The following is a 25,995-nucleotide window of genomic DNA, read 5'->3' as shown; positions in this document are numbered from 1 at the left end:
CTCAGAATCCGGCGGCGGAGCCGTTGCTGCGCGGGTCAAATGCCCCTTCGAACAGGCCGTCAGCGTGGCGGACTATCGCCCCTGCGTGGCCCATGACTTCGCTAAAGTCCGGGTATATTTCCACGTCGTGGCCCAGCGCGTTTAAACGGGTGAGAGTGTGTGATGAGAAGCGACCTTCGAGTTTTAAGGTGTCGGAGGTTTGCCCCCATGTGCGCCCCAGCAACCAGCGCGGGCGGGTGACGCTCTCCTGCAGCGGCACACCCTGCACCACATAGCGGGTAAACAGTGCTGCCTGGGTTTGCGGCTGTCCGTCCCCGCCCATTGATCCGTAAACCATCACGCGGCCATCGTTCAGGCGTGCGGCTGCCGGGTTCAGGGTATGGAACGGTTGCTTGCCCGGTGCGAGCGCCAGAAGATGGTCGGGGTTGAGGCTGAACGAGGCTCCCCGGTTTTGCCAGACTATCCCGGTATCGGGCAGAACCACACCGCTGCCGAACTCGTGGTAAATACTCTGGATAAACGAAACGGCAAGACCGCTGTTATCCATTACGCCCATCCACACCGTATCACCAGGGCCTTTGCCCATCCCCCACGGCGCAGCCTGGCTGTCGTCAATCTTGTCAGCGAGCGCCTGAAGGGGAGCGGATCCCAGCAGGCTCTGGATATCGGTTTTCAGCTGGCGTGGATCGGTGATGTGGGCATCGCGCAGACCAAAGGCCAGTTTGGTGGCTTCCACGATGCGGTGAACGGTCATTGCCTCGTCGGCATCGGCCATCGCCAGACGGTCGGTTATCCCCAGGATCGCCAGAGACACCAGCCCCTGCGTCGGAGGAGCCAGGTTCCAGACCTCTCCTTGCTGGTGTTGCAATTTCAGCGGTGTGGTTCGTCGCGCAACGTGCTGGTTTAAGTCCGCAAGCGTAACGGGAAGACCCAGTTTCGCCATACCCTGCGCCAGGCATTCGGCCAGCGGACCGCGATAAAAACTGTCCAGACCCTCTTCAGCCAGGCGCTTCAGAGTCGAGGCGAGAGCCGGTTGGTAAAAACGGCTTCCGGCTTGCGGCGGCTTACCGTCTACCAGCCAGGTTTCCGCAAAGCCGGGTATGTCTTTAAGTTCGTCGAATTTGCTGGCCGTGGCGCTGGCCTGGGAAGCCGTGACCGGCGTGCCGTTCTGCGCATAATCAATGGCGTCCGCCAGCAGGCGAGCCAGCGGCAGCGCGTTGCCGGTCAGTGCGTGTGAAACCTTCAGCGCATCGTCCCAGCCGCTGACGGTTCCGGCTACGGTCAGCGCCGCGCGGGGACCGCGATGGGGGATCTGCGTCAGGTCGCTATAGGCGGCAAGCGTGGCCAGTGAACCTGCCGCACCGCTGGCGTCAATGGCAATCGGTTCACCGTCTGGCGGCACGATGAGCCAGAAGCCATCTCCCCCGAGGCCGTTCATATGAGGGTAAACCACGGCAATGGTGGCAGCGGCAGCCACCATTGCTTCAATTGCACTCCCGCCTTCACGCAGGACAGCCAGCGCGCTCTGGCTGGCAAGATGATGGGGAGCAACGGCCATTCCGTGTGTACAGACATTACTTTGCATGGAGAGTCCTCGTAACCCAAAGAGTTACAAGGCATTGCAAAAGCTGTTCCAGTTATGAATGAAAAGTTTCATGTCAGTCATCACGCATCTTTTTAATAAGCTGGCATGCATAATGAAAGGTATAGTTGGGTGAAACAAAAGTTACAGAGGCTTTATGGAACAGCTTGATGAACGTCTGAAAGGGCAGTATGCGTCATTGTCACCGCAGGAGCAGCGCGTGGCCGATTTTATTTTCGATCACTTTGACGACCTTATTAGCTACAACAGCGCTGAGTTGGCGCAGCTGAGTGGGGTGTCGAAAGCCACGGTAAGCCGTCTGTTTAAGCGTCTGGGCTATGAGAAGTATAAGGACATGCGTGACGAGCTGCGCACGCTGCGCCAGAGCGGTATGCCGTTGACCGATAACCGGGATGCAGTGCAGGGCAACACGCTACTGGCGCGTCACTATAAGCAGGAGATGGCGAACCTGACCCAGTGGGTGAATGCCCTGGATGCACAGCAGTTTGCCGACGCGATGGCCTGTATGGTTAAGGCGCGGCGGATTGTGATAATCGGGATGCGAAATGCTTATCCGGCGGCGCTACACCTGCGTCAGCAGCTGTTGCAGGCGCGCGGCCAGGTCCTGGTATTGCCGCAGCCGGGGCAAAGCCTGAGTGAAGAGCTGGTGGATTTAACCGCCGACGATCTGGTGGTGATGATGGCCTTTCGTCGCCGTCCGCGCATTATTCGCCCGCTGTTACAGCAGCTTCAGGACAGCGGTATTCCGGTTTTGCTGATGTGTGAGCCACAGGCTCACAGTCTGTTTCCGCTGGCAAACTGGCAGCTGTGCGCCCCGCTGGACAGCGTCTCGGCCTATGACAGCTATTCCTCAGTCAATAGCCTGATTAACCTGCTGGCCAACGCTTTCCTGCATGAAATTCTTGATAAAGGACGTCCGCGCATTCATGAGATTGCCTCACTGTACCAGCAACTGGATGAGCTGGAGCAACGATAATGGGGCATCAGGCTGGTGCTTTGCATTAAATCAGTGCAAAAAAACGGGGTGAAAACAGTTTGTGTTTTCACCCCGTTTTCTTTTTCTCCGCTATTTACCTGCCATTCAAACAAATTTTATGGTTTTGCCGTGCCTGGCACATTAGTTGCAAAAGTTAAATCAAAGAATCTTTTGTTTCATGCTAACGTAACGGGTAAACACCATGAAAAAACTGTTGATTGCACTGGCCGGGGCCGCTTGTCTGTTCACACAACTGCCAGCAAAAGCTGACCAGCTCCAGGATATTGAGAAACGCGGCACCATCCGCATTGCCGTCCCGCAGGATTTTCCGCCGTTTGGCTCAGTGGGAACCGACCTCCAGCCGCAGGGCTACGACATCGACATGGCGCGCTATCTGGCAAAGCAGATGAAGCTCAGGCTGCAACTGGTGCCGGTAACCAGCGCTAACCGCGTACCGTATCTGCAAACCGATAAGGTGGATCTGGTTATCTCAAGCCTCGGTAAAAACGCTGAACGCGAAAAGGTGATCGATTTTAGCCGCGCCTATGCGCCATTCTTCCTCGGCGTATTTGGCCCGAAAGGGGCGGAGCTGAAAGATGCCACCGCGCTGAGCGGGAAAACCATTGGCGTGACGCGCGGTGCGGTGGAAGACATGGTGTTGACCAGCCTGGCTCCGAAAGATGCCGAGGTGAAACGCTACGAAGACAACAACACCACGCTGTCGGCGTATCTCTCCGGTCAGGTGCAGTATGTGGCTACCGGCAACCTTGTGGTGGCAGCGATTTCACGGCAGAACGCGGATAAAGCCCCGGTCCCGAGTTTTATGCTGAAAGACTCGCCGTGTTTTATCGGTCTGAAGAAAAACGAACCGGCCCTGAAAGCGAAAGTGGATGCGCTGATTGAGCAGGGTATCAAGGACGGCACGCTGAATGGACTCTCTGAGCAGTGGCTGAAAGCACCGTTACCGGCAAGCCTTGGCGCATAAGGCCTGTGAATGACAGAACAACTTCACTTTTCTGCGCTCTGGCCGTACTGGCCGGAGCTGCTGGCAGGACTTTGGATCACCATTCAACTGACGGTGATGGCGACTATCGGCGGGCTGGCGATCGGTATTTTCGGGGCGGCCATTCGCAGCGGGCGGGCGACGTGGTTCAGCCGGATTTGGGGCGGTTACGTGGAGGTTATCCGCAATACGCCGTTTGTGGTGCAGCTGTTCTTTATTGTTTTTGGCCTGCCTAACATGGGGCTGAAAATGACGGCGGGTGAAGCGGCGCTGCTGGCGATGGTGGTGAATCTTGGGGCCTACAGCACCGAAATCATCCGCGCGGGTATTCAGGTCACGCCAAAAGGACAGTGGGAAGCCGGACGTGTGCTGGGGCTAACCCGCTTACAGACCTTTATCCGCGTGGTACTGCCACCCGCGCTGCAGCGTATTTATCCGGCGCTGGTAAGCCAGTGCATCATCGTGATGCTGGGTTCATCGGTCGTGTCTCAGGTCTCATATGAAGAGCTGACCTTTGCCGCCAGCCTCATCCAGTCCAGAACGTTTCTGAGCTTTGAGGTGTATCTGGTGACGACCGGGATTTACTTAGTACTGTCGATTACCCTGCGCCAGCTGATGATGGCGGCAGGACGGAAATGGCTGGGGGTGCAGGCATGATGACCACCTTTACCGACTGGGACATTATTCGCAACCTGCTGCTCGCCGGGCGCTGGACGGTGCTGCTGTCGCTGGTGGCGTTTGTCGGCGGAGCGCTGGTGACGCTGCCGCTGTTGCTGCTGCGGCTGACGGGCGGGCGCACGGTAAAACGTCTGATCCGCGGCTATATTGAGCTGTTTCAGGGCACACCGCTGCTGATGCAGCTGTTCCTGGCCTTCTTCGGCGTGGCGCTGTTTGGCATCGACGTTTCGCCGTGGACGGCCGCGTCGCTGGCACTGACGTTCTACACCAGCGCCTTTTTACTCGATATCTGGTTTGGCAGCATTCGGGCACTGCCAAAAGGACAGTGGGAAGCCTCGCGCTGTCTGGGGCTGAGCTTTGGTCAGACGCTGTTCCGGGTGGTCGCTCCGCAGGCGTTACGCATCGCCATCGCGCCGACGGTTGGTTTTGCCGTGCAGGTCATCAAGGGTACGGCGCTGGCGTCGATTATCGGTTTTATCGAGTTGACTAAAGCCGGAACGATGCTCACCAACGTGACCTATCAGCCGTTTAAAGTCTTTGCGCTGGTGGCGCTGGGCTACTTTATTTTGTGTTATCCGCTGTCGCGCTACAGCCGTTATCTGGAGACTCAATTCAATGCCTCTCATCACCATTAATCAGGTGCAGAAGTTCTACGGCAATAACCACGTGCTCAAGGGCGTGGATCTGGATATCGACATGGGCCAGGTGATTTCGATAATCGGGCGCAGCGGGTCCGGCAAGAGCACGCTGCTACGCTGCATCAACGGCCTGGAAGGGTATCAGGATGGCAGCATCAAGCTCGGCGGTATGACCATCACCGACCGGGACTCTCAGGCGCGTGAAATCAGCCGATCGGTCGGGATGGTGTTCCAGAACTTCAACCTGTTCCCGCACATGACCGCGCTGGAAAACGTGATGCTCGCCCCGCGTCGGGTGCTGAAGAAAAGCGCTGCCGAATGCCGGGAGCTGGCGCAGCAGATGCTGGAGAAAGTGGGCTTAGGCGATCGCCTGGACTATTATCCGTCGAACCTCTCCGGCGGCCAGCAGCAGCGCGTGGCGATTGCCCGCGCGCTGGCGATGACGCCAAAAGTTTTACTCTGTGACGAGATAACCTCAGCGCTTGACCCGGAACTGGTGGGCGAAGTGCTCAGGGTGCTGGAACAGCTGGCGGCAGAGGGGATGACGCTTATTCTCGTGACGCATGAAATGAATTTTGCCCGCGAAGTGGGCGACCGCGTGGTGTTTATGCATCAGGGGACAGTCTGGGAGCAGGGCGACAGCAAAACGCTGTTTGCCAATCCGCAGACCACTGAACTGAAGCAATTTATCTCCTCCGTACGCGGCTTAAATTAATTAAGGACTCAACAATGGATATCGCTCAATTTCCGCAAATCAATCCGCCGCAGCGTCTGCTGATGGGGCCGGGGCCGATCAACGCCGATCCGCGCGTGCTGCGCGCCATGTCGAGCCAGCTGATTGGCCAGTACGATCCGGCCATGACCCACTACATGAATGAGGTGATGGCGCTCTATCGCGGGGTGTTCCGCACTGAAAACCGCTGGACGATGCTGGTGGATGGCACTTCCCGCGCGGGGATTGAGGCGATTCTGGTGTCGGCTATTCGTCCGGGGGATAAAGTGCTGGTGCCGGTGTTTGGTCGTTTTGGCCATCTGCTGTGCGAAATTGCCCGCCGCTGTCGCGCCGAAGTGCATACCATCGAGGTGCCGTGGGGGGAGGTCTTCACGCCGGATCAGGTTGAAGATGCGATTAAACGCGTACGTCCGCGCCTGCTGTTGACCGTGCAGGGCGACACGTCGACCACCATGCTGCAACCGCTCGCGGAACTCGGTGCTATCTGCCGTCGCCACGATGTGCTGTTTTACACCGATGCGACCGCGTCGCTGGGGGGGAATGCGCTGGAGACCGATGCCTGGGGGCTGGATGCGGTCTCGGCAGGCATGCAGAAATGCCTCGGTGGCCCGTCCGGGACGTCGCCCGTCACCCTGAGCGCACGCATGGAAGAGGCGATCCGCCGCCGGAAATGCATTGAAGAGGGCATCCGTACCGATGCGCATCACAACGGTGTGGATGAGATGGTTTACTCCAACTATTTCGACCTCGGCATGGTGATGGACTACTGGGGACCGGAACGACTGAACCACCACACGGAAGCCACCACGGCGCTGTTTGGCGCACGCGAATGCGCCCGGCTTATCCTGCAGGAAGGGCTGGATAACGGCATCGCCCGCCACAAGCTGCATGGCGATGCGCTGCTGAAAGGTATTCAGGCGATGGGGCTGGAAACCTTTGGCGATCTGAAGCACAAGATGAACAACGTGCTGGGCGTGGTGATCCCGCAGAGCGTGAACGGCGATCAGGTGCGTAAGCTGATGCTGGAGGATTTTGGCATCGAAATTGGCACCTCATTTGGCCCGTTGCACGGCAAAGTGTGGCGTATTGGTACTATGGGCTATAACGCGCGCAAGGACTGCGTTATGACCACGCTGAGTGCGCTGGAATCGGTCCTGAACTACCTGAAGTTTTCCACCACGCAAGGTGCCGCGATGCAGGCCGCGTGGGATCACTACCGCAGCGAGACGGCGCGATGAGCCAAATCACGCGCCAGCAGGCGGCAGAACGAGTGATGGCGCGCGCCGATGCGCTGGCTGCCATCAGTGAAACCCCGAATGCTCTCACCCGGGTCTATCTCTCGACGCAACATCTGCAGGCCAATCAACTGGTCGGGCAGTGGATGAGCCAGGCGGGCATGACCGTCTGGCAGGACAGCGTGGGTAATATTTGCGGACGCTATGAGGGTGAGCAGGAGGGGGCACCGGCGGTGTTACTCGGCTCGCATCTGGACACCGTGCGTAATGCCGGACGCTACGATGGCATGCTTGGCGTGCTGACGGCCATTGAAGTGGTGGACAGCCTGCATCAGCAGGAGAAACGTCTGGCGCAGGCCATCGAGATTGTCGGTTTTTGCGACGAAGAGGGCACCCGCTTCGGTATTACCCTGTTAGGCAGCCGTGGCCTGACCGGTACCTGGCCGGAGAGCTGGCTCGATAAATGTGATGCAAACGGGGTCAGCGTGGCACAGGCAATGGTCCTGGCCGGGTTAGATCCTGCCCGGGTACCGCTTGCTGCCCGGAATAAAGACGATTTCAGTGCCTATCTGGAACTGCATATTGAGCAGGGGCCGTGTCTGGAGCAGCAACGGCTGGCACTGGGCGTTGTGGAAGCCATTAACGGCGCGCGTCGCCTGAACTGCCGCTTTACCGGCGAGGCCGGACATGCCGGTACCGTGCCAATGGCCCATCGCAAGGACGCCCTGGCTGCCTCCGCAGAGTGGATGGTGATGATCGAGAGCACCACGTTGCAGCACGGTGGCAATCTGGTGGCGACCGTGGGAGAGCTGCGCTGCCTGCCTGGTGCGGTAAATGTTATTCCCGGTGAGGTTGCGCTTTCCCTGGATATTCGCGGCCCACAGGATGCTCCGCTGGATGTGCTGCTCAATACGTTGTTGGCACAGGCACAAACGATAGCCACCCGCCGCGGATTGTCTTTCAGCGCCGAGGAGTTCTACCGTATTGCCGCCACGCCGTGTGATGCGCATTTACAAACCCGGCTGGGGGAGGCGGTTGCCGCGGTACAGGGACGCACGGTATCGCTGCCAAGCGGAGCCGGGCATGACGCCATCGCGATGGCGGAGCGCTGGCCGGTAGGCATGCTGTTTGTACGTTGCAAGGGGGGGGTCAGCCATCATCCGGCAGAATCGGTGATGGCTGAGGATGTCGCCCAGGCCATTGACGCTTTCACCCGTGCGGTCACGTCGCTGACATAACGGCTATTTTACGGATTTTTTGACCCGCATTGCGGGCAGCATCCTTTCCAGGGTGTTGTCACGTACCACGTAATGGTGGAACAGCGCAGCGGCAGCATGCAGACCAACCAGGTAATAGCCCGCGTTGGCGATAATTTCGTGAAGCTCTTTCAGGCTGTGCTGCATACCCACGTTCTGGGTTGCGGCAACGGGCAGAGGGAGCCCGAAGAAAGACCACGCGACCTGGCCGAACCAGAGTGAGGCCACTCCCAGCACCGGCAGTGCAATAAACATCAGATAGAGCAGTCCGTGAAGGGATTTGGAGGCGATAACCTGCCAGCGCGGCGGTGCGGGAAGAATGTCCGGGTCGCTGTTTCTCATCTTCAGCACCACTCTGATGACCATCAGAAACAGGACGCTGAACCCTGCGGTATAGTGGATCAGTGACATTGTGGCGCGTTCAGGGCTTCCCTTCGCGGCAAACCCTTTCAGGTTTATGGCGGCATAGGCAACGACAATCAGGATGAGAACCAGCCAGTGGATGACTATCTGGCTTCGTGCGTAGCTGTTTTTCATGTTAATCCACCTTATATTTCCATTATGGTGAGTTATAGATAAATTAACTTAAGCAGACATTAACGGCTGCGGAGAAAAGAATTCACCCGCAGCCGTTATTATTGGGTATGGATCACTCCAGCCCCAGCGTGTACTGGGCGATTTTAAAGTAGATGATCAGTCCGGTACCGTCGATAAGCGTCGCGATGAACGGCGCAGAAACCACTGCCGGGTCGATACCACAACGCTTGAGTACCATCGGGATCACCGAGGAGACAATCGCACTCCAGAGCGTAATACAGACCAGCGTCAGGCTGACGATAAGGGTGATTTCCATCCCAATTCCCATCATCCAGGCGCGGATACAGCCTGCCAGGCCGAGCGTGACGGCAATCATTAACGACGTGCTGATCTCTTTACGCAGCACGCGGCCAACATCGCGCAAATGCACTTCACCCAGCGCCATAGCGCGCACCAGCGTGGAGGTGATTTGCGTACCGCTGTTTCCGCCGGTACCAATCAGGAGCGGAATGAAGAACGCCAGTGCGATGGCGGATTCCAGCGCCTCTTCAAAATGCTGAATCACCGAGCTGGTGTAGGCCTCGGCGACAAACAGCAACAGTAGCCAGACGGAGCGCTTTTTCCACAGGTCAAACGCGCTGGTTTCCAGATAGGGTTTTTCCAGCGGCAGAGTGGCCCCCTGGAGCTGGGCATCTTCAGTGACATCATCTTCCAGCAGGTGTGCAATCTCGCGTTCGGTGAGGCAACCCACCAGCTTGCCGTGCGTCACCACCGGCACGACATCCGTGCAGCCGTGGGCCAGCAGCCCGGCGACATCGGCGCGTTCGTCTTCGGGTTTAACCTGCAAAAACTGCGAAATCATCAGCGCTTTCACCGGCTGCCCCGTATCAGTGGACTGCAATAATTTGCGTACGGCAATCATGCCCGCCAGGCGACCATTATCTTCGATAAAAATATGCGACGGAATATCATCGTCTTTTAATTTTTCGAAAAACTGCTCACGTGCAAGTGCGACGCATAATGAAATATTGAGGACGATAAAATCGGTATTCATATATTGCGCGATGGCGCTGTCATTGAATGGCAGAATGGAGTTGTGAATAGCGTAAGACATAGTGAATTCCCTTTGAATAATAAAATCTCTCAGGGGCGAGCAAGACAGGGCATGTCGAAGAAGAGATCCCCACGTCCTGGGTTCAGCACTGTACACCGTATCCCGCAAGGGAAGTTATACTGACAAAGCCTTGATTCGACAGTGCCTGTTTTACCCTGTGCCGGTTCTCTCGAACCCACCAGAGCGATAACGTGTATTTGTACAGGAGCCTCGCCATAACGAGATCGTTGTAAAACGTGGGGGATAATACCGTTATTTTCTTTTGCTGCTTATAAATTTAAATCACGTTTAGGGAATGTTTAGGTGAATATTGTCAGCAGCATGTTGACGGTTTATTTAGGAATGTTCATTTTAAATGGAGGAGGGCATATCGATAAGGGAGGTAAAATGGCATGGTTTGACAATCTGCTGAATCATTTTGCGCTCTATCCGACGCATCTGTTCGCTCTGTTGTTTTTAATGGCGTTGAGTAAATCGACTGTGTTGATCTCCTCTGTCCTTCCCCCGGCGTCGGTCATGCTGCTGGCGGGGGTGACTGTCAGCCAGTCGAGCCTGCATCCGGGGCTGACGTGGCTTGCGGTGGTGATGGGGGCAACGGCAGGTTCGGTGCTGAACTACCATATTGGCCAGTTGATGGGGCAGACGCGGCCGATCGCGCGCATCACCTCCAGACATGCTGACACATTTTTACGCGTACAGCACCAGCTGCAAAAGAACGGTGTGCTGGTGCTGTTTACCTCGCGTTTTCTGGCGGTACTGCGCTATGTCGTGCCGCTGGCAGCGGGCATGCTCAGGCTGAACGCGGTGAAAGTTTATGTCGTCAGTCTGTTTTCTGCCTGCGTATGGGCGGCGCTGTATGTCGGTATTATCACTGGTATCAGCACTTTTTGAGCTACAGACTTCCCGTTCCACCGTCGACCAACAGCTCTGTTCCCACCGTGTAACTCGATTCATCGGACGCCAGATAGAGCGCAGCTTTCGCCAGCTCCGTCGGCGTACCCATTCTTCCCAGCGGTACCAGGCTTGCAATATCACTCTGCAATGCTTTTTGTGCTTCTTCGCTTAAACCCAGTTTATTGAGCGCCGGGGTTTTTACCGGGCCAGGGCTCAGGCCGTTGACGCGAATACCGCGTGGCAGCAGTTCTGCCGACAGCGTACGCGCCAGCGACAGTAAACCCGCCTTGCTTGCAGCATAGACGCTACTGGTGGGGAGACCGATGCGCGCACTCACAGAGCCGCACAGGATCACCGAGGAGGGATTATTGAGCAGTGGCAGCAGTGCCTGAATTAAAAAGAACGGCCCTTTCAGGTTGATGCGCATCAGGCGATCCCAGGCATCTTCCTGCCACTCTTCCAGCAACCCGTGCGTCACGTCTCCGGCGTTAATAAATACCGCATCGACTCTCGGCCAGCGGAAGGCAAGCGTCTCTGCCAGCGCGTGTTGTGCGTGTATATCACCCGCATCAGCAGAGATGACCCAGGCGTTATTCCCCAGAATGCGCTGTGCTTCGGCGAGGGTTTCCGGGTTGCGTCCGGTGATGGCAACCTGTGCTCCTTCGGCAATAAACTCCTGCGCGGTGGCGAGACCGATGCCGCTGGTGCCGCCGGTAATCAGCGTATATTTACCTGCTAAACGACCCATGTTCTTCTCCTGAAATGTCTCTGGAGAAAGCACTATAGAAACGTTAGTATCAAAAGGAAACCAGGTACCAATTGGATACTAATGAGGCAAGAGGTGTGCTATGGCATCACTACAGGATATTCCCGGTGAAAAAAAATCTGAGGTTCATGCCTGCCCGATGACGCGGTTTGTGAATCTGATCTCCGGTAAGTGGGCAATCCCGATCCTCTATCGGCTGATTGTGCTCAATACCCCGGTACGGTTTGGCGATTTACTTCGTGCTGCTGCGCCCATCACTCAAAAAGAGCTGACGAAGCAGTTACGTCTGTTTGAACAGCGCGGGCTGGTGTCGCGTACGGTTTACCCGGAGATCCCGCCGCGCGTGGAGTACCAGATAACCGGGCTGGGTTTGACTCTACAAAATGCGCTCTCTCCGCTGGCCGCCTGGATGACCGAATATGGTGATCAACTCGAGAAGTCATCATCAGTTTGAGAAATGCTTCAGGGAAAAATGTCATCAATCTGTCACACTTAACGCGACATTTAAAACGAGTGAGGAATTAGGGATGAAAAAAGCACTACTCGCTGTTGCCGTGGCAGGTACCCTTTCAATGACGTTCGGCGCGCAGGCGCAAGAGACGCCAGAGGGGTATCAACTGGAGCAAGTTTTAATTATGAGTCGCCACAACCTGCGTGCGCCGCTCGCCAATAACGGCAGCGTACTGGAACAATCCACGCCGAATAAGTGGCCGGAATGGGATGTGCCGGGCGGCCAGCTCACCACCAAAGGTGGCGTGCTTGAAGTCTATATGGGCCACTACATGCGTGAGTGGCTGGCCGCGCAGGGGATGGTATCGACGGGCGAGTGCCCTCCGGCCAACGCCGTTTATGCTTACGCCAACAGCCTGCAGCGGACCGTGGCGACCGCACAGTTCTTTATTACCGGCGCGTTCCCGGGGTGCGATATTCCTGTGCATCACCAGGAAAAAATGGGCACGATGGACCCGACGTTTAACCCGGTCATCACCGATAACACCCCTGCATTCCGTGAAAAAGCATTGAACGCGATGGCAACGGAACGGCAGAAAATGCAGCTCGATGAGAGCTACAGGTTGCTGGAGCAGATGACGCATTACGCTGACTCACCGTCCTGCAAGGAGAAAAAGGTCTGCTCGCTGACGGACGCCAAAGATACCTTCAGTGCTGATTACGAAAAAGAGCCGGGTGTTTCCGGGCCGCTGAAGGTGGGGAACTCGCTGGTCGATGCGTTCACATTGCAGTACTACGAAGGTTTCCCGGCCGATCAGGTGGCGTGGGGCGAGATCAAAACCGATCAGCAATGGCGGGTGCTGTCGAAGCTGAAAAATGGCTATCAGGATTCGTTATTCACCTCGGGTGAGGTGGCGCGCAATGTGGCGAAACCGCTGGTGAAATACATCGATAACGCCCTGGTGACTGAGCAGGGGAAAGCCGCCAGGATAACGCTGCTGGTGGGACACGATTCCAACATCGCCTCACTGCTGACGGCGCTCGATTTCAAACCTTATCAGCTGCATGACCAGTACGAACGCACCCCGATTGGCGGCAAAATTGTCTTCCAGCGCTGGCATGACAAGAACGCTAACCGGGAGTTGATGAAAATCGAGTATGTCTATCAAAGCGCAACGCAACTGCGTAACGCCGATGTTCTGTCGCTGAAGTCACCCGCACAGCGTGTCACGCTGGAGCTTTCAGGGTGTCCGGTCGATGAGAACGGATTCTGCCCGGTAGAGAAATTTAATACGGTGTTGAATAACGCGGCGAAATAAAAGAGCCCCCCCGCTGCGGCGGGGGGGAAACGGTCAGACGTTTTTACGTTCGATGGTTTGCTCACCCCAGAAGAGCGAGTCTTTGTCCGTTTTTTCGAAGGCGCGCGTCAGTACTTCATCGCTGCCTTCTTCCCAAATCTGCTCTGCCAGCTTTTCGTCATATTTTGCGACTTCAAAGATAGCCTCGGCAATTTCCGGAGAGGTATTGCGTAAACTTGCCCATTCACCCACGCGGTGAGCTTTGGATTCTTGAGTTGGCATGCTTGTCCTCCTGTTGGGTTAGCCGTTCAGTTTTTTGGCAAGACCCGCGACATATTCACCCTGGTAGCGGGCGATAGTCAGCTCTTCGTTGCTTGGCTGGCGTGAACCATCCCCCCCGGCAATGGTGGTTGCACCGTACGGTGTACCGCCGCGCACCTGGGAAACATCAAACAGCTCTTGTGCACCGTAACCAATGGGCACAATCACCATTCCATGATGTGCAAGGGTCGTCCAGGTCGAGGTGATCGTCTGTTCCTGACCGCCGCCGGTACCGGTAGAGCTGAAAACGCTGGCGAGTTTGCCGTATAACGCACCCGATGCCCAGAGTCCTCCGGTCTGGTCGAGGAAGGTGCGCATCTGTCCTGACATATTGCCAAAACGGGTAGGCGTGCCGAAGATGATGGCATCATAGTCAGCCAGTTCCTGCGGGGTGGCCTGCGGAGCATTTTGCGTTTTCCCACCCGCTTTTAAAAACGCTTCGGGTTGCATCGTTTCCGGTACGCGTTTCACCACAACCTCAACGCCGTCCACCCGGTTTGCACCTTCTGCAACTGCGTGAGCCATGGTTTCAATGTGTCCATACATGGAATAGTAGAGCACCAGAACTTTTGCCATTTTGCATCACTCCTCGTTTGTGTTTTCTGGCAGCGAATCGCTGCGTTCATTTAAAGATAAGTCGTGATGGCCATACTGCAAATATTAGCGCCATTTCTTTGATTTATAACAATATGCTAACTATTTTTGCGCTGTAGCAATATGAAACACATTTACGGGGTTATATTTCTGGAATGATAAGAATGGCTTATTGATAACCCGTCAGGGAGCCATTTCGAATCTCCGGGAACATGTTGCAGGATATTACCTTTAGCTTGTCGGGTAGTCTTATTCCACTAAGCTTAATTGCACGCGGCGTGGATAAAGGCGCTGTCCTTTCGTTGCGAGGTGAAAGAATCCTCTTTTACTGAATGCAGTATGATGTCTAATGTTTCACACTCTGGAGGTTAGAGATGGCAAACCATCGTGGTGGTTCAGGCAATTTTGCTGAAGACCGTGAGAGAGCATCAGAAGCAGGTCGTAAAGGTGGCCAGCACAGTGGGGGTAACTTCAAAAATGACCCTCAGCGCGCATCTGAAGCGGGCAAAAAAGGGGGAAAAAACAGCCACGGCAGCAACAAGTAATATGCCGGATTGATACCCTGCCGCCGGGAGCCCCGGCGGTTTTTTTATTTCTGCAACATTGAACTGTAACCAAAGGCATCGCACACTACAGAATTGATTCTTATTTCTGGTGTCGCATGTCCGTTTCACGTTTCAAATTCTCCGTCAAACCTCAGGAAGCGATCCTCATCCTGATCACCATGTTTTGGGGGGGGACATTTCTTGCCGTTCAGTACGCCGTCACGTTGAGCGATCCGTTCTTCTTTGTGGGTCTGCGTTTTGCGACGGCGGCGGTTGCGGTTGCGCTCATTTCGCTCAAAACCCTGCGCGGGCTGACCCTCAAAGAGCTGAAAGCCGGGGTGGCGATAGGCGTGGCGATTGCGATGGGGTACAGCCTGCAAACGTGGGGGTTACAGTCGATCTCCAGCAGTAAATCAGCATTTATCACCGCCATGTATGTGCCGCTGGTGCCGTTATTACAGTGGCTGTGCCTGGGCAGAATGCCGGGGCTGATGTCCTGCATTGGCATTGTGCTGGCATTTATTGGCCTGATTTTGCTTGCCGGACCGGAAAACAACCTTCTGGCGCTGGGGCCGGGCGAGATGATTACCCTGGTCGGCGCGGTGGCGATTGCGGCGGAAATTATTCTGATTAGCGCCTGGGCCGGGAAGGTGGACGTGAAGCGCGTGACGGTTGTGCAGCTGGCGACGGCGTCGCTGGTGGCGTTTGCGGCAATGGTTCCGGCCGGGGAATCCGTTCCACCGATGTCCACCGGGCTTGTCGTGGTTGCTCTGGGGTTGGGGATCTTTAGCGCCATTATTCAGGTCACCATGAACTGGGCACAGCGTAGCGTGTCGCCAACGCGGGCAACGGTTATCTATACCGGTGAGCCGGTCTGGGCGGGGGTTTTCGGGCGTATTGCCGGGGAGCGTCTGCCGCTGCTGGCACTCGTTGGTGCGGCGTTTATTGTCGCCGGGGTGCTGGTGAGTGAGTTAAAGCTCAAAAAGCGGCGCAACGAAGTTCAGGATCTGACGGTTGAATGAGGTTTTTGTTGAAAAAACTCGCAACGCATTCTACGATATGTACGGATTAATGCCGTACATATTGGACTAGATCATGCCAGCATTGAAAAAACAGCGTATCGACCTTCGCTTAACTGATGAAGACAAAACGATGATCGAAGAAGCGGCGGCGATGACGAATCAAACGATCACCCAATTTATGGTGAACAGCGCTTCGGAACGTGCTGCAGAAGTGATAGAACAGCATCGACGTCTGGTGTTAAACGAAGCATCATGGAATGCAGTGATGGATGCCATAAACAATCCGCCAGAGCCGAATGAGAGACTAAAACGAGCGGCAAAGCGTCTTCAAAACATGGAGTGAAGCGTGGCCAATCTCACGATCGACATGTTTTCAGAGGGAACCGATTACACTTTCGAGGATTTCGATTGTGGTGAGCCCTCACTCAATTCCTTCCTCACAGAGCATCTGGTGCGTCAGCACAATGGGCGTATTTTAAGAGGCTATCTACTCAAAGATCGTGACCATCCTCGTGTGCTGGGGTACTACACGTTGTCCGGAAGTTGTTTTGAGAAAGCATTGTTACCCTCTAAAACCCAGCAGCGCAGAATTCCTTATACAAACGTCCCAGGTGTGACTTTAGGCCGTTTAGCGGTACATAAAGAATTGCAGGGGAATGAGTGGGGGACAACACTCGTCACGCACGCTATGCGGGTTGTCTACCTGGCATCGCAGGCTGTGGACGTGCATGGGATTTTTGTTGATGCACTTAATGAGCAGGCAAAAAGATTTTATCTGAAGCAAGGTTTTATCCCGTTATCCGGTGAAAACAGCAATTCGCTTTTTTATCCCACGAAATCAATCGAACGATTGTTTGAAGCAGACGAGTAAAGCCCTCCCGGAGAAGGGCTTTAGCGTTATCACGGATCCTGATGCACCACCTCGCCCTGCGGTGTCGGGATCGCAGGTGAGCGTTTATTGTGGTTTTACAACCCCGTTCATGCGTTTGGGCTCCGGCAAATCACCCGTATCATTCAGTGCTCCCGGGAACGTCGACAGCCACGCTTTCACCTTCTGCTTATTGGTATACACTGCGCTTAACCCTTCTAAACATCCCCATAGCTCGCGGGAATTCTGCGGGGTGATCACAATGCAATCCGGCATCACGCGGATTTTTACCGCCCGGCCATACGTAAACCCGGCGCGGGAAAGCCAGTCACCGGACAGCGGCAGATAGTTGCGCTCCATTCGCGTATACAGCTCACCGCATGATGAACCCGACTCATCCCTCGCGTGAACACGCCCGGAATGGGTTGGCTCCCCATGCAACGTCCGTGGGTTCTTTTTGCATACTTGCTCGCGAATTTCTTCACTATTTTCAAATACTGCATTTTTCGTTTGGGCAACAGCCCGCTCTGGCATAAAATTCTTCGCAGCCATATTCAACTCCTGCTTAGTTGTTTGTGGTTAGCGGTATAAAGGTGTTCCACCATCTTTATACCGCGATCTCGTTTATCTACTTTCCTGTATAAAACTCACTGTTTGTGTTGATCGGTTCAGTACACCGATTATACCCCCTATGGATAAATACACAGGGGTAAATGGTGGGGAAAATAGTGAAAATGCGAGGCGGCTCGAGGAATGGTGTGGGGGGGAGTGGGGGGCTGTAAATGATGGTTTTCATGGTTGAAGAGGGGTATGGCTGAGGGGGCATTTTTTGTTTAGTGGGCTATGAGGGAAGGGCGAAAGTTCACAATTGTCCCTACAGCTGATAGAAGCATTACTAACATTGGCGTATTGTATTGAAATAGGGCAGGTCAATTACTCGGTTGATATTTAACTTGCTGTCATAAATCCTTATCCACTTTTCATTAAGTATATTTTCCTGAATCGATTGTACATAACATATAATGGAGATGTTAATGGTTATTACACGGTTAATTATTGAGGGCTTTAAGGGTTTCAAAGACCGATTCTGCATCGAGTTCAATGAGTCAGTGAACATTATCGTTGGTGATAATGAAGCGGGGAAAAGTACCATCCTTGAGGCTATCAACTTGGGTTTAACGGGGTTGTATGCGGGGAAACCTGTCAAGAACAACATCAGCCAATATCTCTTTAATGATCAATTAGTGAAGGAATATTTAGCCAGCCTCGCAACTGTAACCAGACTGCCACCACCAGCGCTATTCGTTGAACTCCACTTCCAAAAAACGCCTGAGACCGTTTTCCTGGAAGGCGATGGTAATTGCTTGAAGTCATCATCAGTGGGGGTAGTATTCAAAATCAAGTTTAACGAGGACTATAAGGCTGCCTATGAGGCACTTTTGAAAGTCGGAGATATCAAGACACTGCCTATCGAGTATTACGATATTGAGTGGAAAAGCTTCAGCAGGGATGCACTTTCATCACGTAACATCCCCCTCAAGTCTGCGTTTATCGATTCATCTTCGGTCAGAGGTAATAATGGGTCAGATGTATACATCAGCAGAATAATCAAGGATTTGCTGACGGACGATGAGGTCATAAGTGTTTCTCAGTCTCATCGTAAGATGAAAGAAGCCTTCATATCAGACAAGTCTATTGAAACTATTAATAAGAAAATTATTAGTGCAAGTAAGATCACCAGTAAAAGAGTCACGATCTCGGTTGAGCTTTCCTCTCAAAAAGCTTGGGAATCAAGTCTGATTACCTGCCTAGATGATGTTCCGTTTAACTACATTGGAAAGGGTGAGCAAAGCATTGTGAAGACCAATTTGGCGCTCTCGCACAATAAAGCGAAAGAGTCGAATGTCATTCTGATTGAAGAGCCTGAAAATAACCTGTCTCACACCAAGCTTAATCTGCTCATCAAGACCATCAAAGACAACTGTAAAGGTAAACAAATCATCATTACGACTCACAGTAGTTTCGTTGCGAACAAACTCGGTCTTGGTGATCTGATTTTTCTCTCAAACCGTAAGACGACCAAGCTGGCATCGCTAACACCAGACACGAAAGAATTTTTCGAAAAGATTGCGGGTTACGATACGCTTCGAATGGTTCTGTGTAAGAAAGCGATTCTGGTTGAAGGTGATTCGGACGAACTTGTTGTCCAGAAGGCTTACATGGATGCGAACCTGGGACGACTGCCCGTTGAGGAGGGGATTGAAGTCATCTCAGTGGGGATTTCGTTTCTGAGATTTTTGGAAATAGCCGTGATTATCGATAAACCCACCTGTGTCGTAACGGACAATGATGGCGATTTTGTCGCAATCCAGAAAAAATACAGCGACTATCTGGGGGCGAATAAAAAACCACACATTGATATCTGTGTTGACCCGATTGTTGATACTGGTACGTTGATGGTGGGCACAAAAAAATATAATTACAATACGCTTGAGCCTAAATTGCTGAAGGTGAATAGTAGGGTGAACCTTAATGTCATTTTAGGGACTGCACATACTACTGATGATGATTTACGCATTTATATGCGTGCTAATAAAACAGATTGCGCATTGAAGATATTTAACTATAAGAATACTGCGGCGCTAAGTGTACAGTATCCGCAGTACATTTTGGATGCAATCAAATGAATAAAGTCATCATCGCCTCTGCCGGAGCAGGCAAAAGCACCTTTGTAGTAAAGGAAGCATTAAAAGCATCCATTTTAGGCAAGCGTATTCTGATTACCACTTTCACCGAGGCCTGCCGGGATGAAATAAATGTCAAAATCATTAAAGAGAATGGATATGTTCCACCTAATTTGTATGTGATCACATGGTTTTCCTTTCTGATTAAACACTGGATAAAACCCTATCAGGGATGTTTATTTGACTATGATGTCAAAGGGATGCTTCTTTGCAGCAGCAAATCCGGTCAAAAGCCTTATAAGGTAGCGGGGAGACCCATCTACTGGGGAGAAAAAGATTTCAGGTATCACTATTTCAGTTCTGATTTTAAGCTTTACTCCGATAAAATGTCCAAACTCTCTCTTCGCTGTGATGAAAAGTCGGACGGAAAAGTCATCACTCGGCTGGCATCGTGTTTTGATGAAATTTATGTGGATGAGGTTCAGGATCTCGCTGGTTACGATCTTGAAATTCTTCAAACACTGTTCAGGTCACCCATTAAAATCATACTGGTTGGCGACCCGCGTCAGGCCACATACAGTACAGTCAATACCGAGAAAAATGCGAAGTACAAAAAAGCTGCAATCGTGAATTTCTTTGATGACAAGGCGGCAGGAGTCACAATTGATGACAAAATGCTGAATGAGAACTTCCGGTGCTTTCATGAAATCAATGACTTTTCCAACAAACTTTACCCTGACTTTACACCGTCAATCTCTAACGTAAGGAGCCTTTCAGGGCATGATGGCATTTTTCTATTACCTGAGAAGCTCCTGAACCATTATCTGGAAACGTTCAATCCCGTTCAGCTGCGTTGGGATAAGAAACGAACTGTGGATGAACGCTATCCGGTCTTTACATTTGGTACATCTAAAGGTCTGACATTTGATCGTGTGGTTATCTATCCGACCAAGCCCATGCTTCAGTGGTTTCAGGATAACTCTTCTGCTCTCACAAATGATACGCGAGCTAAATTGTATGTCGGCCTGACTAGACCAGTTAAAAGTATTGCGATTGTTTTTGATGAAAGTGCAGCATTCAACTCGAACGGAATGAATATTTACGCAACTGGATAATTTTTGTGCGCACCAGAGCCATAATCCACGTTCTGTTATTATTAAATTATTAAGATGTCTGTTGTTAGCACTAAACGGTCGAGCTAACTGAGATGAAGGTCCGCTGTGACATGTGAGTTTAACCGATGGATGTAACACACTCATTGACCCGTTGAACTCACAGCGGATAGCGGATGTTGTCGATTTATAACATGATATCAAGACATTAGATCTGTCACCTGTCAGGTTTTGTGTCAGCAGTCATAACATAAGTATAATAACTTCGTTGGGCAACTAAAGATCTATTGTGCAAAGCCGATAATTCCACAGAAGACAATCATTTCACGGTGCATCGTTTAGCAGGGAAAATGGAATTGAGATTTTTAACGTTGTTTACACTACTTATTGCTATTACCTTACATGCCGAAGATCATGATTATGGCCCGCCAATCTCCGTATGCCTAAACAAACATACTATTCCCTATATCAACACGATGGCTCCTGCTGAGAATATTGTTAATGAAGCTTATAAGGCGTGCCAGGGTGTCGTTGATGAATGGAATAGCGAGAGAGAATCCTTGCCCAAGGAAATGGTAATCAAGCAGAATAAGGAGCTTCGGGATATGTATATCAGGATGATTGAGAACCGCCGGAAAGCGAGTGTACACAAAAAGTAAGTAGAACCCGGCATCGACTGATTCGAGCGAAGAGCGATCTTACCGTGTTATGTTAAGCAACATAGAACTGAAAACCTAAACAGGATGTCATTCCAGTGAACGTAAACAATTGCCAGACCTGCGGTCAACCGATGAGCAACACACCAGAAAATATGAATTTTGACTGCGGTGTGATTGTTTAAGTTGCATGGCTTGGCATGGTGAACCAGGCGCAATTGAGATTGTTTAGAGACTTACTGGCGAAAAAGTTAATGTCTGTGGGAACTTATATCGTTCCAGTAAGGTTGAAGGGCAGCCATGAGCAAGGAGCGGACCCTTCATGCTTCGTTGAGCATATATTTAGTGCGCTCAAGGCTAAAAGAGAAGAATGTATGGATTATAATGTTTACGTTATGTTATTACTTACATGTATATCTAATAGTATTAGCTCACTCTTACATTAGTATAAAATGGTTAAACGATTTTCGTGTAAAATAGTTTGGATAAAAAATATTGCTAAGGAGTTTATTCTGATGGGAAAGGCATTTCAACGTATTGGTTCTGTGTCTAACGCTCACGTTGGTCTTGATTTTGAGCTTAAAGCACAATTGTTTTTCAGAGGGCAAGGAATTCTATTGGAACAGAATCATAAAGTAATGGTGGGAGTAGGTGGTATCAAGAAACCTCATCGATTTGATTTAGGTTGTTCCAAACAAAAAATTATAGTTGAGTGTAAATCTCATCGCTGGACAGTAGGAGATAATGTACCAAGTGCCAAACTGACTGTATGGAATGAAGCGATGTTATACTTCCATTTTTCACCAATTGATTATCGTAAAATAATGTTTACCCTTAAAGATAAAAGAGAAAAAAATGATAAAACCTTATGCCAATATTATGTGAATAGATTTGAACACCTTATCCCAGAGGGCGTGGAGTTTTGGGAGTATGATGAGAATGCTATGAATGCTTTACGAATTTACTGACTAATAACTATAAATCATGGCTTATGTCAGTTTGCATCGGGTTTTAGATGCAATAGTATCCCACACAACCAATCATACTATGATTATGTTATTTGACTCTCATGGCATCAAATACTATATTATCCTTTCGTTAACTATACAAAAATAAAAGGAATTTTTGATGAATGCGGTATTAATTTCAAGCGTTATTAGTGGTGCAATAGCTCTAATCTCTATCGCTATATCTACTTATAATCAGAGTAGAATAAACAAGCTCCATGAATCACTAGACGCAAGGAAAAAACATCAATACTATATTGAACCTTTAATCCGCTCTGCGTCAGATTTGCAAAGTCGGATTTATAATATATTGGAGGGTGGGTTCATTGAAGGGTTTTATAATAGCGGAAATAAACGCCAACAAGATTATGTCATCAACAATACCGTTTTTCTTTTCTCCCAATTTTTTGCATGGACAGAAGCTGCCAGAATAGATATTCAATACCTCAGTTTGGAAAAAAACAATAAAATGAGGGAATTTATTGGATTACAGAATAATATCAGCTCATTAATTCAAACAGATAGCCTCGGTCATTATTTTATGTTTTTCATAGGAGAGCAGAGGGCTATTGCTGAAAAGATGTTGATATCAACAGATGCTGGATTTGATTGCATAGGCTACGGTGGTTTCACAAAGGCAAACTGCTTTATCAATGAGCCATTTTTTATAGATTTAAATAATGAAGTATTAAATATGACAAAAAATATCGAAAGCTATAAAAAAAGGTTAACAAAAATACAGCATGCGTTAATTGATTTAATTAATTTCCTTGATCCTGATATGGTTAGATTTAACGGTGTAAAATATGGAAAAATATAATTTTAAAATTTCATGCTTATGCCGGGCCACCACAGTTGTAAATAAGTTAAAGCCATGTTAAGTGAAGAGGTTTTATATTGGCTCTAGCAGGGGTATTAATAAAGAATACACTCAATGGTTTTTAGTTAATCCATTTTTTAATCATTGATGAGTTTAAATACATCGCGTCAAGATTTATATGCAAACTATTTATTTAAAGTCCGATTATGGCACGGAACGGACAGAAAGCACGGTCCCAAGGTCCGCTGCGAGCGAACCGCGGAAGTACAAAATTGTTCTGGTCGCCGAGGGCACATTTCAAACATAACAGTGTGTTACTCAACGGGGGGCAGGTCAGTGGATCCCTACAGACAGCAAAAAAGCCGTAAGCAGATAACCGCTTACGGCACCAGGATCGGTGATGATTTTTCTGACAATCAGGCCGCTTTCACTGGTCTGATTTTTTTCGTGTCAGCCGCATCGGATTCTGTATTATCCGTTGCAGCTGGGGCATGGAGATCGGGAAGCTTGCTGGTTCGCAGAATATGCTGCACGGTCTCTTTCTGTTCGGCGAGATACAGACCAAGATTTTCAGCCTGCGTTTCATCCATCTGCATTCCGCTTTGCAACAGCCAGTCGGTGAACGCGTCTGCCATATCGAGCAGTTTGTCGTAAGCGTCAGCCTCTTTCTTACTGGCAAATGTCATTTTCTCTTCACCTTTTCTTACAACAACAAATTTTGTTTCAACAGCCATTATGCGTACCTCATACTGTAATTATATACAGTATAACGGTTCCGGGTTTATGTTGCAGCTAAAAAGTGCGTTCACTCCTGGCGAGCAGGGGGAATATTCGAAAACCGTGCGCTGATCGCATCACGCTCATAGCCCTGCGGCTGTGTCAGTATCTGGTATAAATCAGGACGACGACCGTGGATCCAGCGGCGTCCGGTGCTCATTGCAAGCAGGCTTAAATCCAGTTCAGCGCTCACCATAGTATCTTCAGCCGCCCAGGTTTCATCAATGATCCGTCCATAAGGATCGAGGATCATTGCATTACCTGTGCGCACTTCGTCATCATCTGCACCCACACCGTTGCTGAAGAGAATAAATAAGCCGTTGTCATGCGCACGGGCAGGCAGCCAGCGCATTAGCCATTCCCGACCGCTTGCCCCTTTGAAGGCAGCCGTAATTTCTTCCTTGCGCGTTTCCCGCTCCTCCCAGAGCGCCAGCGGAATAGGCTTCATCGCGTGAGGGCTGCGGGAATCGGTACCACCTGTTTGATGCGGCGCGAGAAGAATATCTGCGCCCAGCAATGCCGTCGCACGCACATTTTCGACCAGATTATTGTCCCAGCAAATCAGGATACCGACTTTCACTCCCCAGGGCGTATCAAAAACGGTAAAGCTGTCCCCGCTGCTGATGGCCGGATGTTCAAAAGCATGGAGTTTACGATGCGTATGCATTGAGCCGTCCGGCATACAGGCCACATACGCATTGTAAAGGCGGCCATCGTCGGCTCTTTCAATAAGACCAGCACCAATAAGCATTTGATGTTTTATCGCCAGAGAGCGAATTAACGTCAGGGAAGGGCTATCAACAAGCGGCTCTGCCAGAGCAGACACCTCCGCTGCCGTGAGCTTAGGTACATGCCAGTAGCCGGTGATACACATTTCAGGGAACGTGAGAATTTTCACCTGCTCATGCGCCGCCTGTTCAATAAATTTCTCCATTATCAGCAGATTGTATTTTTTGTTATTGGCCTGGTGCTGAAACTGTACGGTTGCCGCTTTTAAGGATTGAGGTTCGTTCATGATGCGTCTCCAGTGGTCATCGAAACTGAATTACATAACGATTACCAATAACTGTATAATCAATTCATTTCTTATTTCGATAACCATCTGGAATGAAAAATTGAACATCCGTTTGCTCAAAGCCTTTTTGATACTGGCTGAAAAAGGAAATTATGCCGATGCGGCGCGGGCGCTGTTTATCTCGCAACCGGCATTGACCAAACAGATTAATCTCCTCGAATCTCAGGTGAATATGTCCCTTTTTTCACGAGGTCGTCACGGCGCAATACTGACGGCCGGCGGCAGGCGTTTGCTGCCAGAGGCTGAAAAAGTGGTCAGGCAAACCCAGTTATTTATGCAGCATGCTGAGCGGGTATCAAAAGGCGTGGAGGGGCATATCGCCGTTGGGTTCGGTCTCTCAAGTTTTTATCTGGCACCACGCTGTATCGCTGATTTTCGTCGGGACTACCCGGGAGTCGAGATGTCATTGACGGATCTCCCTTCCTTCCAGCAGTACGAGCTATTGCAAAATGATGAGCTACAGGTGGGATTTGTCAGGGTTCCTCCCCCCGTGGCGCTTGAATACCTGCCGTTATTTACCGACCGGCTGGTTCTGGTTGCGCCCGCAACGTCGCCGACAATGTCTGCTGCTGAGTGGCTAACGAAACGCCCTCTGTTGCGGCTTTATGATGAGCGAGGGCAGGGTTTAAATGCGCAGATTGACCGCTTTTTGCATGACAACGGTCTTTTCATCTCATCGACTCAACTGACTGACGATATACAAACTATCGTCGCGATGGTGATTGCGGGTATCGGTGTGGCCATGCTGCCCACCAGCGTTACGCATATCGCGCCGCCGGAACTGGTGATGATTCCGTTAACCGGGGAGTCAATACGCTGGAAGGTGGGCATCGCCTGGGACGCAAGCAAGGAGGATGTCATCCGTGACAATTTTATTGCCAGCATACGAAAGGGCATTTCTGTCGATGGCGGGTAATTATTCGCACTACCTGGACTGCTGACGTAGCTGTTGCATGTCCGGGCCACCCAAACTCCGTCGCCATGCCCCTGGTGCCTGACCATACTGGCGCTTAAAACTGCGGTTGAAGGACTGCTGGGAGTCAAAACCCAGCGCGATCGCCACGTTCAGAATGGGTTCATCACTGCGGGTTAAGCGCTCAACCGATTTTTGCAGCTTTTGCGCGCGAATATACCCGGCGAGGGGATAGCCCGTATGTTCTTTGAACAGGCGCTGGAGGTGCCATTTTGAGTAGCCGGAGCGCCTGGCGACGGACTCAATGTCCAGACGGCTATCCAGGTTGTTGTCGATCCAGTCGAGTAAATCATGCATAAATGCGCCAGTGTTCATCTGGTTACCTCCACGCAGCCTGTATAAAAGTATCTTTGTTTGTTG

General features: G+C 51.4%; 30 protein-coding genes and 1 riboswitch. Of the genes, 20 read left to right on the top strand and 10 right to left on the bottom strand.

Annotated features, from left to right (window positions below; all coding sequences use genetic code 11):
- Nucleotide 1: 1 nt before the first annotated feature.
- Complete coding sequence (hpxW, locus tag ACJ9N4_RS00255; protein ID WP_182919742.1) at nucleotides 2-1,585, bottom strand: oxamate amidohydrolase; 1,584 nt, start codon at nucleotides 1,583-1,585, stop codon at nucleotides 2-4.
- Between the two features lie 154 nt (nucleotides 1,586-1,739).
- Here hpxW and hpxU point away from each other — a divergent pair, with 154 nt between their 5' ends.
- From hpxU to hpxK, 7 genes are all read left to right on the top strand, one after another.
- Nucleotides 1,740-2,579 (top strand): MurR/RpiR family transcriptional regulator HpxU, encoded by an 840-nt coding sequence (gene hpxU / locus ACJ9N4_RS00250; RefSeq protein ID WP_182274454.1) that lies wholly within the window; start codon nucleotides 1,740-1,742, stop codon nucleotides 2,577-2,579.
- A gap of 202 nt (nucleotides 2,580-2,781) precedes the next feature.
- Complete coding sequence (locus ACJ9N4_RS00245; protein ID WP_182274455.1) at nucleotides 2,782-3,564, top strand: transporter substrate-binding domain-containing protein; 783 nt, start codon at nucleotides 2,782-2,784, stop codon at nucleotides 3,562-3,564.
- 9 nt (nucleotides 3,565-3,573) lie between these two features.
- Nucleotides 3,574-4,239 (top strand): amino acid ABC transporter permease, encoded by a 666-nt coding sequence (locus ACJ9N4_RS00240; protein WP_182274456.1) that lies wholly within the window; start codon nucleotides 3,574-3,576, stop codon nucleotides 4,237-4,239.
- A complete protein-coding gene (locus tag ACJ9N4_RS00235; protein ID WP_182274653.1) occupies nucleotides 4,239-4,895 on the top strand; it encodes an amino acid ABC transporter permease in 657 nt (218 codons plus the stop codon). The genes ACJ9N4_RS00240 and ACJ9N4_RS00235 overlap by 1 nt, the downstream gene beginning before the upstream one ends.
- The gene (locus ACJ9N4_RS00230) at nucleotides 4,876-5,613 is read left to right on the top strand and encodes an amino acid ABC transporter ATP-binding protein (protein WP_182274457.1); all 738 of its coding nucleotides are present in this window, start codon (nucleotides 4,876-4,878) and stop codon (nucleotides 5,611-5,613) included. Before ACJ9N4_RS00235 ends, ACJ9N4_RS00230 begins: the two co-directional genes overlap by 20 nt.
- A 14-nt stretch (nucleotides 5,614-5,627) precedes the next feature.
- Nucleotides 5,628-6,869, top strand: coding sequence for a pyridoxal-phosphate-dependent aminotransferase family protein (locus tag ACJ9N4_RS00225; protein ID WP_182274458.1), 1,242 nt, complete (start codon nucleotides 5,628-5,630; stop codon nucleotides 6,867-6,869).
- Nucleotides 6,866-8,104 (top strand): allantoate amidohydrolase, encoded by a 1,239-nt coding sequence (gene hpxK / locus ACJ9N4_RS00220; protein ID WP_411500181.1) that lies wholly within the window; start codon nucleotides 6,866-6,868, stop codon nucleotides 8,102-8,104. The genes ACJ9N4_RS00225 and hpxK overlap by 4 nt, the downstream gene beginning before the upstream one ends.
- Nucleotides 8,105-8,107: 3 nt before the next feature.
- Here hpxK and cybB read toward each other — a convergent pair whose 3' ends face one another.
- A complete protein-coding gene (cybB, locus tag ACJ9N4_RS00215) occupies nucleotides 8,108-8,659 on the bottom strand; it encodes a cytochrome b561 (RefSeq protein ID WP_411500180.1) in 552 nt (183 codons plus the stop codon).
- Between the two features lie 112 nt (nucleotides 8,660-8,771).
- Nucleotides 8,772-9,773 (bottom strand): magnesium transporter, encoded by a 1,002-nt coding sequence (locus tag ACJ9N4_RS00210; RefSeq protein ID WP_411500179.1) that lies wholly within the window; start codon nucleotides 9,771-9,773, stop codon nucleotides 8,772-8,774.
- A 60-nt stretch (nucleotides 9,774-9,833) separates the two neighbouring features.
- A riboswitch (M-box (ykoK) riboswitch) is annotated at nucleotides 9,834-10,003 on the bottom strand.
- A 157-nt stretch (nucleotides 10,004-10,160) separates the two neighbouring features.
- Here ACJ9N4_RS00210 and ACJ9N4_RS00205 point away from each other — a divergent pair.
- The gene (locus ACJ9N4_RS00205; RefSeq protein ID WP_182274462.1) at nucleotides 10,161-10,664 is read left to right on the top strand and encodes a DedA family protein; all 504 of its coding nucleotides are present in this window, start codon (nucleotides 10,161-10,163) and stop codon (nucleotides 10,662-10,664) included.
- 1 nt (nucleotide 10,665) lies between these two features.
- Here the strand turns inward: ACJ9N4_RS00205 and ACJ9N4_RS00200 are convergent, their stop codons facing one another.
- Complete coding sequence (locus tag ACJ9N4_RS00200) at nucleotides 10,666-11,415, bottom strand: SDR family oxidoreductase (RefSeq protein ID WP_411500178.1); 750 nt, start codon at nucleotides 11,413-11,415, stop codon at nucleotides 10,666-10,668.
- A 100-nt stretch (nucleotides 11,416-11,515) separates the two neighbouring features.
- Between ACJ9N4_RS00200 and ACJ9N4_RS00195 the strand changes: the two genes are divergently transcribed.
- A complete protein-coding gene (locus ACJ9N4_RS00195; protein ID WP_182274464.1) occupies nucleotides 11,516-11,887 on the top strand; it encodes a winged helix-turn-helix transcriptional regulator in 372 nt (123 codons plus the stop codon).
- A 73-nt stretch (nucleotides 11,888-11,960) separates the two neighbouring features.
- The gene (gene agp / locus ACJ9N4_RS00190) at nucleotides 11,961-13,202 is read left to right on the top strand and encodes a bifunctional glucose-1-phosphatase/inositol phosphatase (RefSeq protein WP_411500177.1); all 1,242 of its coding nucleotides are present in this window, start codon (nucleotides 11,961-11,963) and stop codon (nucleotides 13,200-13,202) included.
- A gap of 33 nt (nucleotides 13,203-13,235) precedes the next feature.
- On the opposite strand, the gene ACJ9N4_RS00185 is transcribed toward agp, so the two are convergent.
- Both ACJ9N4_RS00185 and wrbA read right to left on the bottom strand, forming a co-directional pair.
- Entirely contained in the window at nucleotides 13,236-13,463 is a 228-nt protein-coding gene (locus ACJ9N4_RS00185; RefSeq protein WP_166716999.1) for a YccJ family protein, read from the bottom strand.
- An 18-nt stretch (nucleotides 13,464-13,481) separates the two neighbouring features.
- Nucleotides 13,482-14,078: an NAD(P)H:quinone oxidoreductase gene (wrbA, locus tag ACJ9N4_RS00180; RefSeq protein ID WP_182274466.1), complete on the bottom strand. Its 597-nt coding sequence runs from the start codon at nucleotides 14,076-14,078 to the stop codon at nucleotides 13,482-13,484.
- A 392-nt stretch (nucleotides 14,079-14,470) separates the two neighbouring features.
- Here wrbA and ACJ9N4_RS00175 point away from each other — a divergent pair, with 392 nt between their 5' ends.
- The 4 genes from ACJ9N4_RS00175 (at nucleotide 14,471) to ACJ9N4_RS00160 (ending at nucleotide 16,534) form a co-directional block, all read left to right on the top strand.
- On the top strand, nucleotides 14,471-14,641 hold the full coding sequence (locus ACJ9N4_RS00175) for a general stress protein (protein ID WP_023332656.1): 171 nt from the start codon (nucleotides 14,471-14,473) through the stop codon (nucleotides 14,639-14,641).
- Nucleotides 14,642-14,757: 116 nt separating this feature from the next.
- Complete coding sequence (locus ACJ9N4_RS00170) at nucleotides 14,758-15,663, top strand: DMT family transporter (RefSeq protein WP_182274467.1); 906 nt, start codon at nucleotides 14,758-14,760, stop codon at nucleotides 15,661-15,663.
- A gap of 73 nt (nucleotides 15,664-15,736) precedes the next feature.
- On the top strand, nucleotides 15,737-16,006 hold the full coding sequence (locus tag ACJ9N4_RS00165; RefSeq protein ID WP_182919747.1) for a DUF1778 domain-containing protein: 270 nt from the start codon (nucleotides 15,737-15,739) through the stop codon (nucleotides 16,004-16,006).
- Nucleotides 16,007-16,030: 24 nt separating this feature from the next.
- The gene (locus ACJ9N4_RS00160; RefSeq protein ID WP_411500209.1) at nucleotides 16,031-16,534 is read left to right on the top strand and encodes a GNAT family N-acetyltransferase; all 504 of its coding nucleotides are present in this window, start codon (nucleotides 16,031-16,033) and stop codon (nucleotides 16,532-16,534) included.
- 84 nt (nucleotides 16,535-16,618) lie between these two features.
- Here ACJ9N4_RS00160 and ACJ9N4_RS00155 read toward each other — a convergent pair whose 3' ends face one another.
- A complete protein-coding gene (locus ACJ9N4_RS00155; RefSeq protein ID WP_395122590.1) occupies nucleotides 16,619-17,083 on the bottom strand; it encodes a SymE family type I addiction module toxin in 465 nt (154 codons plus the stop codon).
- Between the two features lie 482 nt (nucleotides 17,084-17,565).
- On the opposite strand from ACJ9N4_RS00155, the gene ACJ9N4_RS00150 reads away from it, so the two are divergent.
- From ACJ9N4_RS00150 to ACJ9N4_RS00130, 5 genes are all read left to right on the top strand, one after another.
- Entirely contained in the window at nucleotides 17,566-19,218 is a 1,653-nt protein-coding gene (locus ACJ9N4_RS00150; protein ID WP_411500176.1) for an ATP-dependent nuclease, read from the top strand.
- Complete coding sequence (locus ACJ9N4_RS00145; RefSeq protein WP_411500175.1) at nucleotides 19,215-20,330, top strand: UvrD-helicase domain-containing protein; 1,116 nt, start codon at nucleotides 19,215-19,217, stop codon at nucleotides 20,328-20,330. The genes ACJ9N4_RS00150 and ACJ9N4_RS00145 overlap by 4 nt, the downstream gene beginning before the upstream one ends.
- A 347-nt stretch (nucleotides 20,331-20,677) precedes the next feature.
- Entirely contained in the window at nucleotides 20,678-20,986 is a 309-nt protein-coding gene (locus ACJ9N4_RS00140) for a hypothetical protein (protein WP_411500174.1), read from the top strand.
- A gap of 512 nt (nucleotides 20,987-21,498) precedes the next feature.
- On the top strand, nucleotides 21,499-21,951 hold the full coding sequence (locus ACJ9N4_RS00135) for a hypothetical protein (RefSeq protein ID WP_411500173.1): 453 nt from the start codon (nucleotides 21,499-21,501) through the stop codon (nucleotides 21,949-21,951).
- A 160-nt stretch (nucleotides 21,952-22,111) separates the two neighbouring features.
- A complete protein-coding gene (locus tag ACJ9N4_RS00130) occupies nucleotides 22,112-22,810 on the top strand; it encodes a lysogenic protein (protein WP_411500172.1) in 699 nt (232 codons plus the stop codon).
- A 416-nt stretch (nucleotides 22,811-23,226) separates the two neighbouring features.
- Here the strand turns inward: ACJ9N4_RS00130 and ACJ9N4_RS00125 are convergent, their stop codons facing one another.
- Nucleotides 23,227-23,544: a YebG family protein gene (locus tag ACJ9N4_RS00125; protein WP_182919750.1), complete on the bottom strand. Its 318-nt coding sequence runs from the start codon at nucleotides 23,542-23,544 to the stop codon at nucleotides 23,227-23,229.
- A gap of 71 nt (nucleotides 23,545-23,615) precedes the next feature.
- Nucleotides 23,616-24,602 (bottom strand): nitrilase family protein, encoded by a 987-nt coding sequence (locus ACJ9N4_RS00120; RefSeq protein ID WP_411500171.1) that lies wholly within the window; start codon nucleotides 24,600-24,602, stop codon nucleotides 23,616-23,618.
- A gap of 100 nt (nucleotides 24,603-24,702) precedes the next feature.
- On the opposite strand from ACJ9N4_RS00120, the gene ACJ9N4_RS00115 reads away from it, so the two are divergent.
- Nucleotides 24,703-25,578: a LysR family transcriptional regulator gene (locus ACJ9N4_RS00115; protein ID WP_411500208.1), complete on the top strand. Its 876-nt coding sequence runs from the start codon at nucleotides 24,703-24,705 to the stop codon at nucleotides 25,576-25,578.
- 9 nt (nucleotides 25,579-25,587) lie between these two features.
- Here ACJ9N4_RS00115 and ACJ9N4_RS00110 read toward each other — a convergent pair whose 3' ends face one another.
- Nucleotides 25,588-25,950: a helix-turn-helix domain-containing protein gene (locus ACJ9N4_RS00110; protein WP_182919753.1), complete on the bottom strand. Its 363-nt coding sequence runs from the start codon at nucleotides 25,948-25,950 to the stop codon at nucleotides 25,588-25,590.
- Between the last annotated feature and the right edge of the window lie 45 nt (nucleotides 25,951-25,995).

The sequence above is a fragment of the Enterobacter sp. LM3 genome, assembly GCF_046622475.1.
GTDB classification, from domain to species: domain Bacteria; phylum Pseudomonadota; class Gammaproteobacteria; order Enterobacterales; family Enterobacteriaceae; genus Enterobacter; species Enterobacter cloacae_P.
This window is presented reverse-complemented; position numbering and strand designations above follow the sequence as displayed.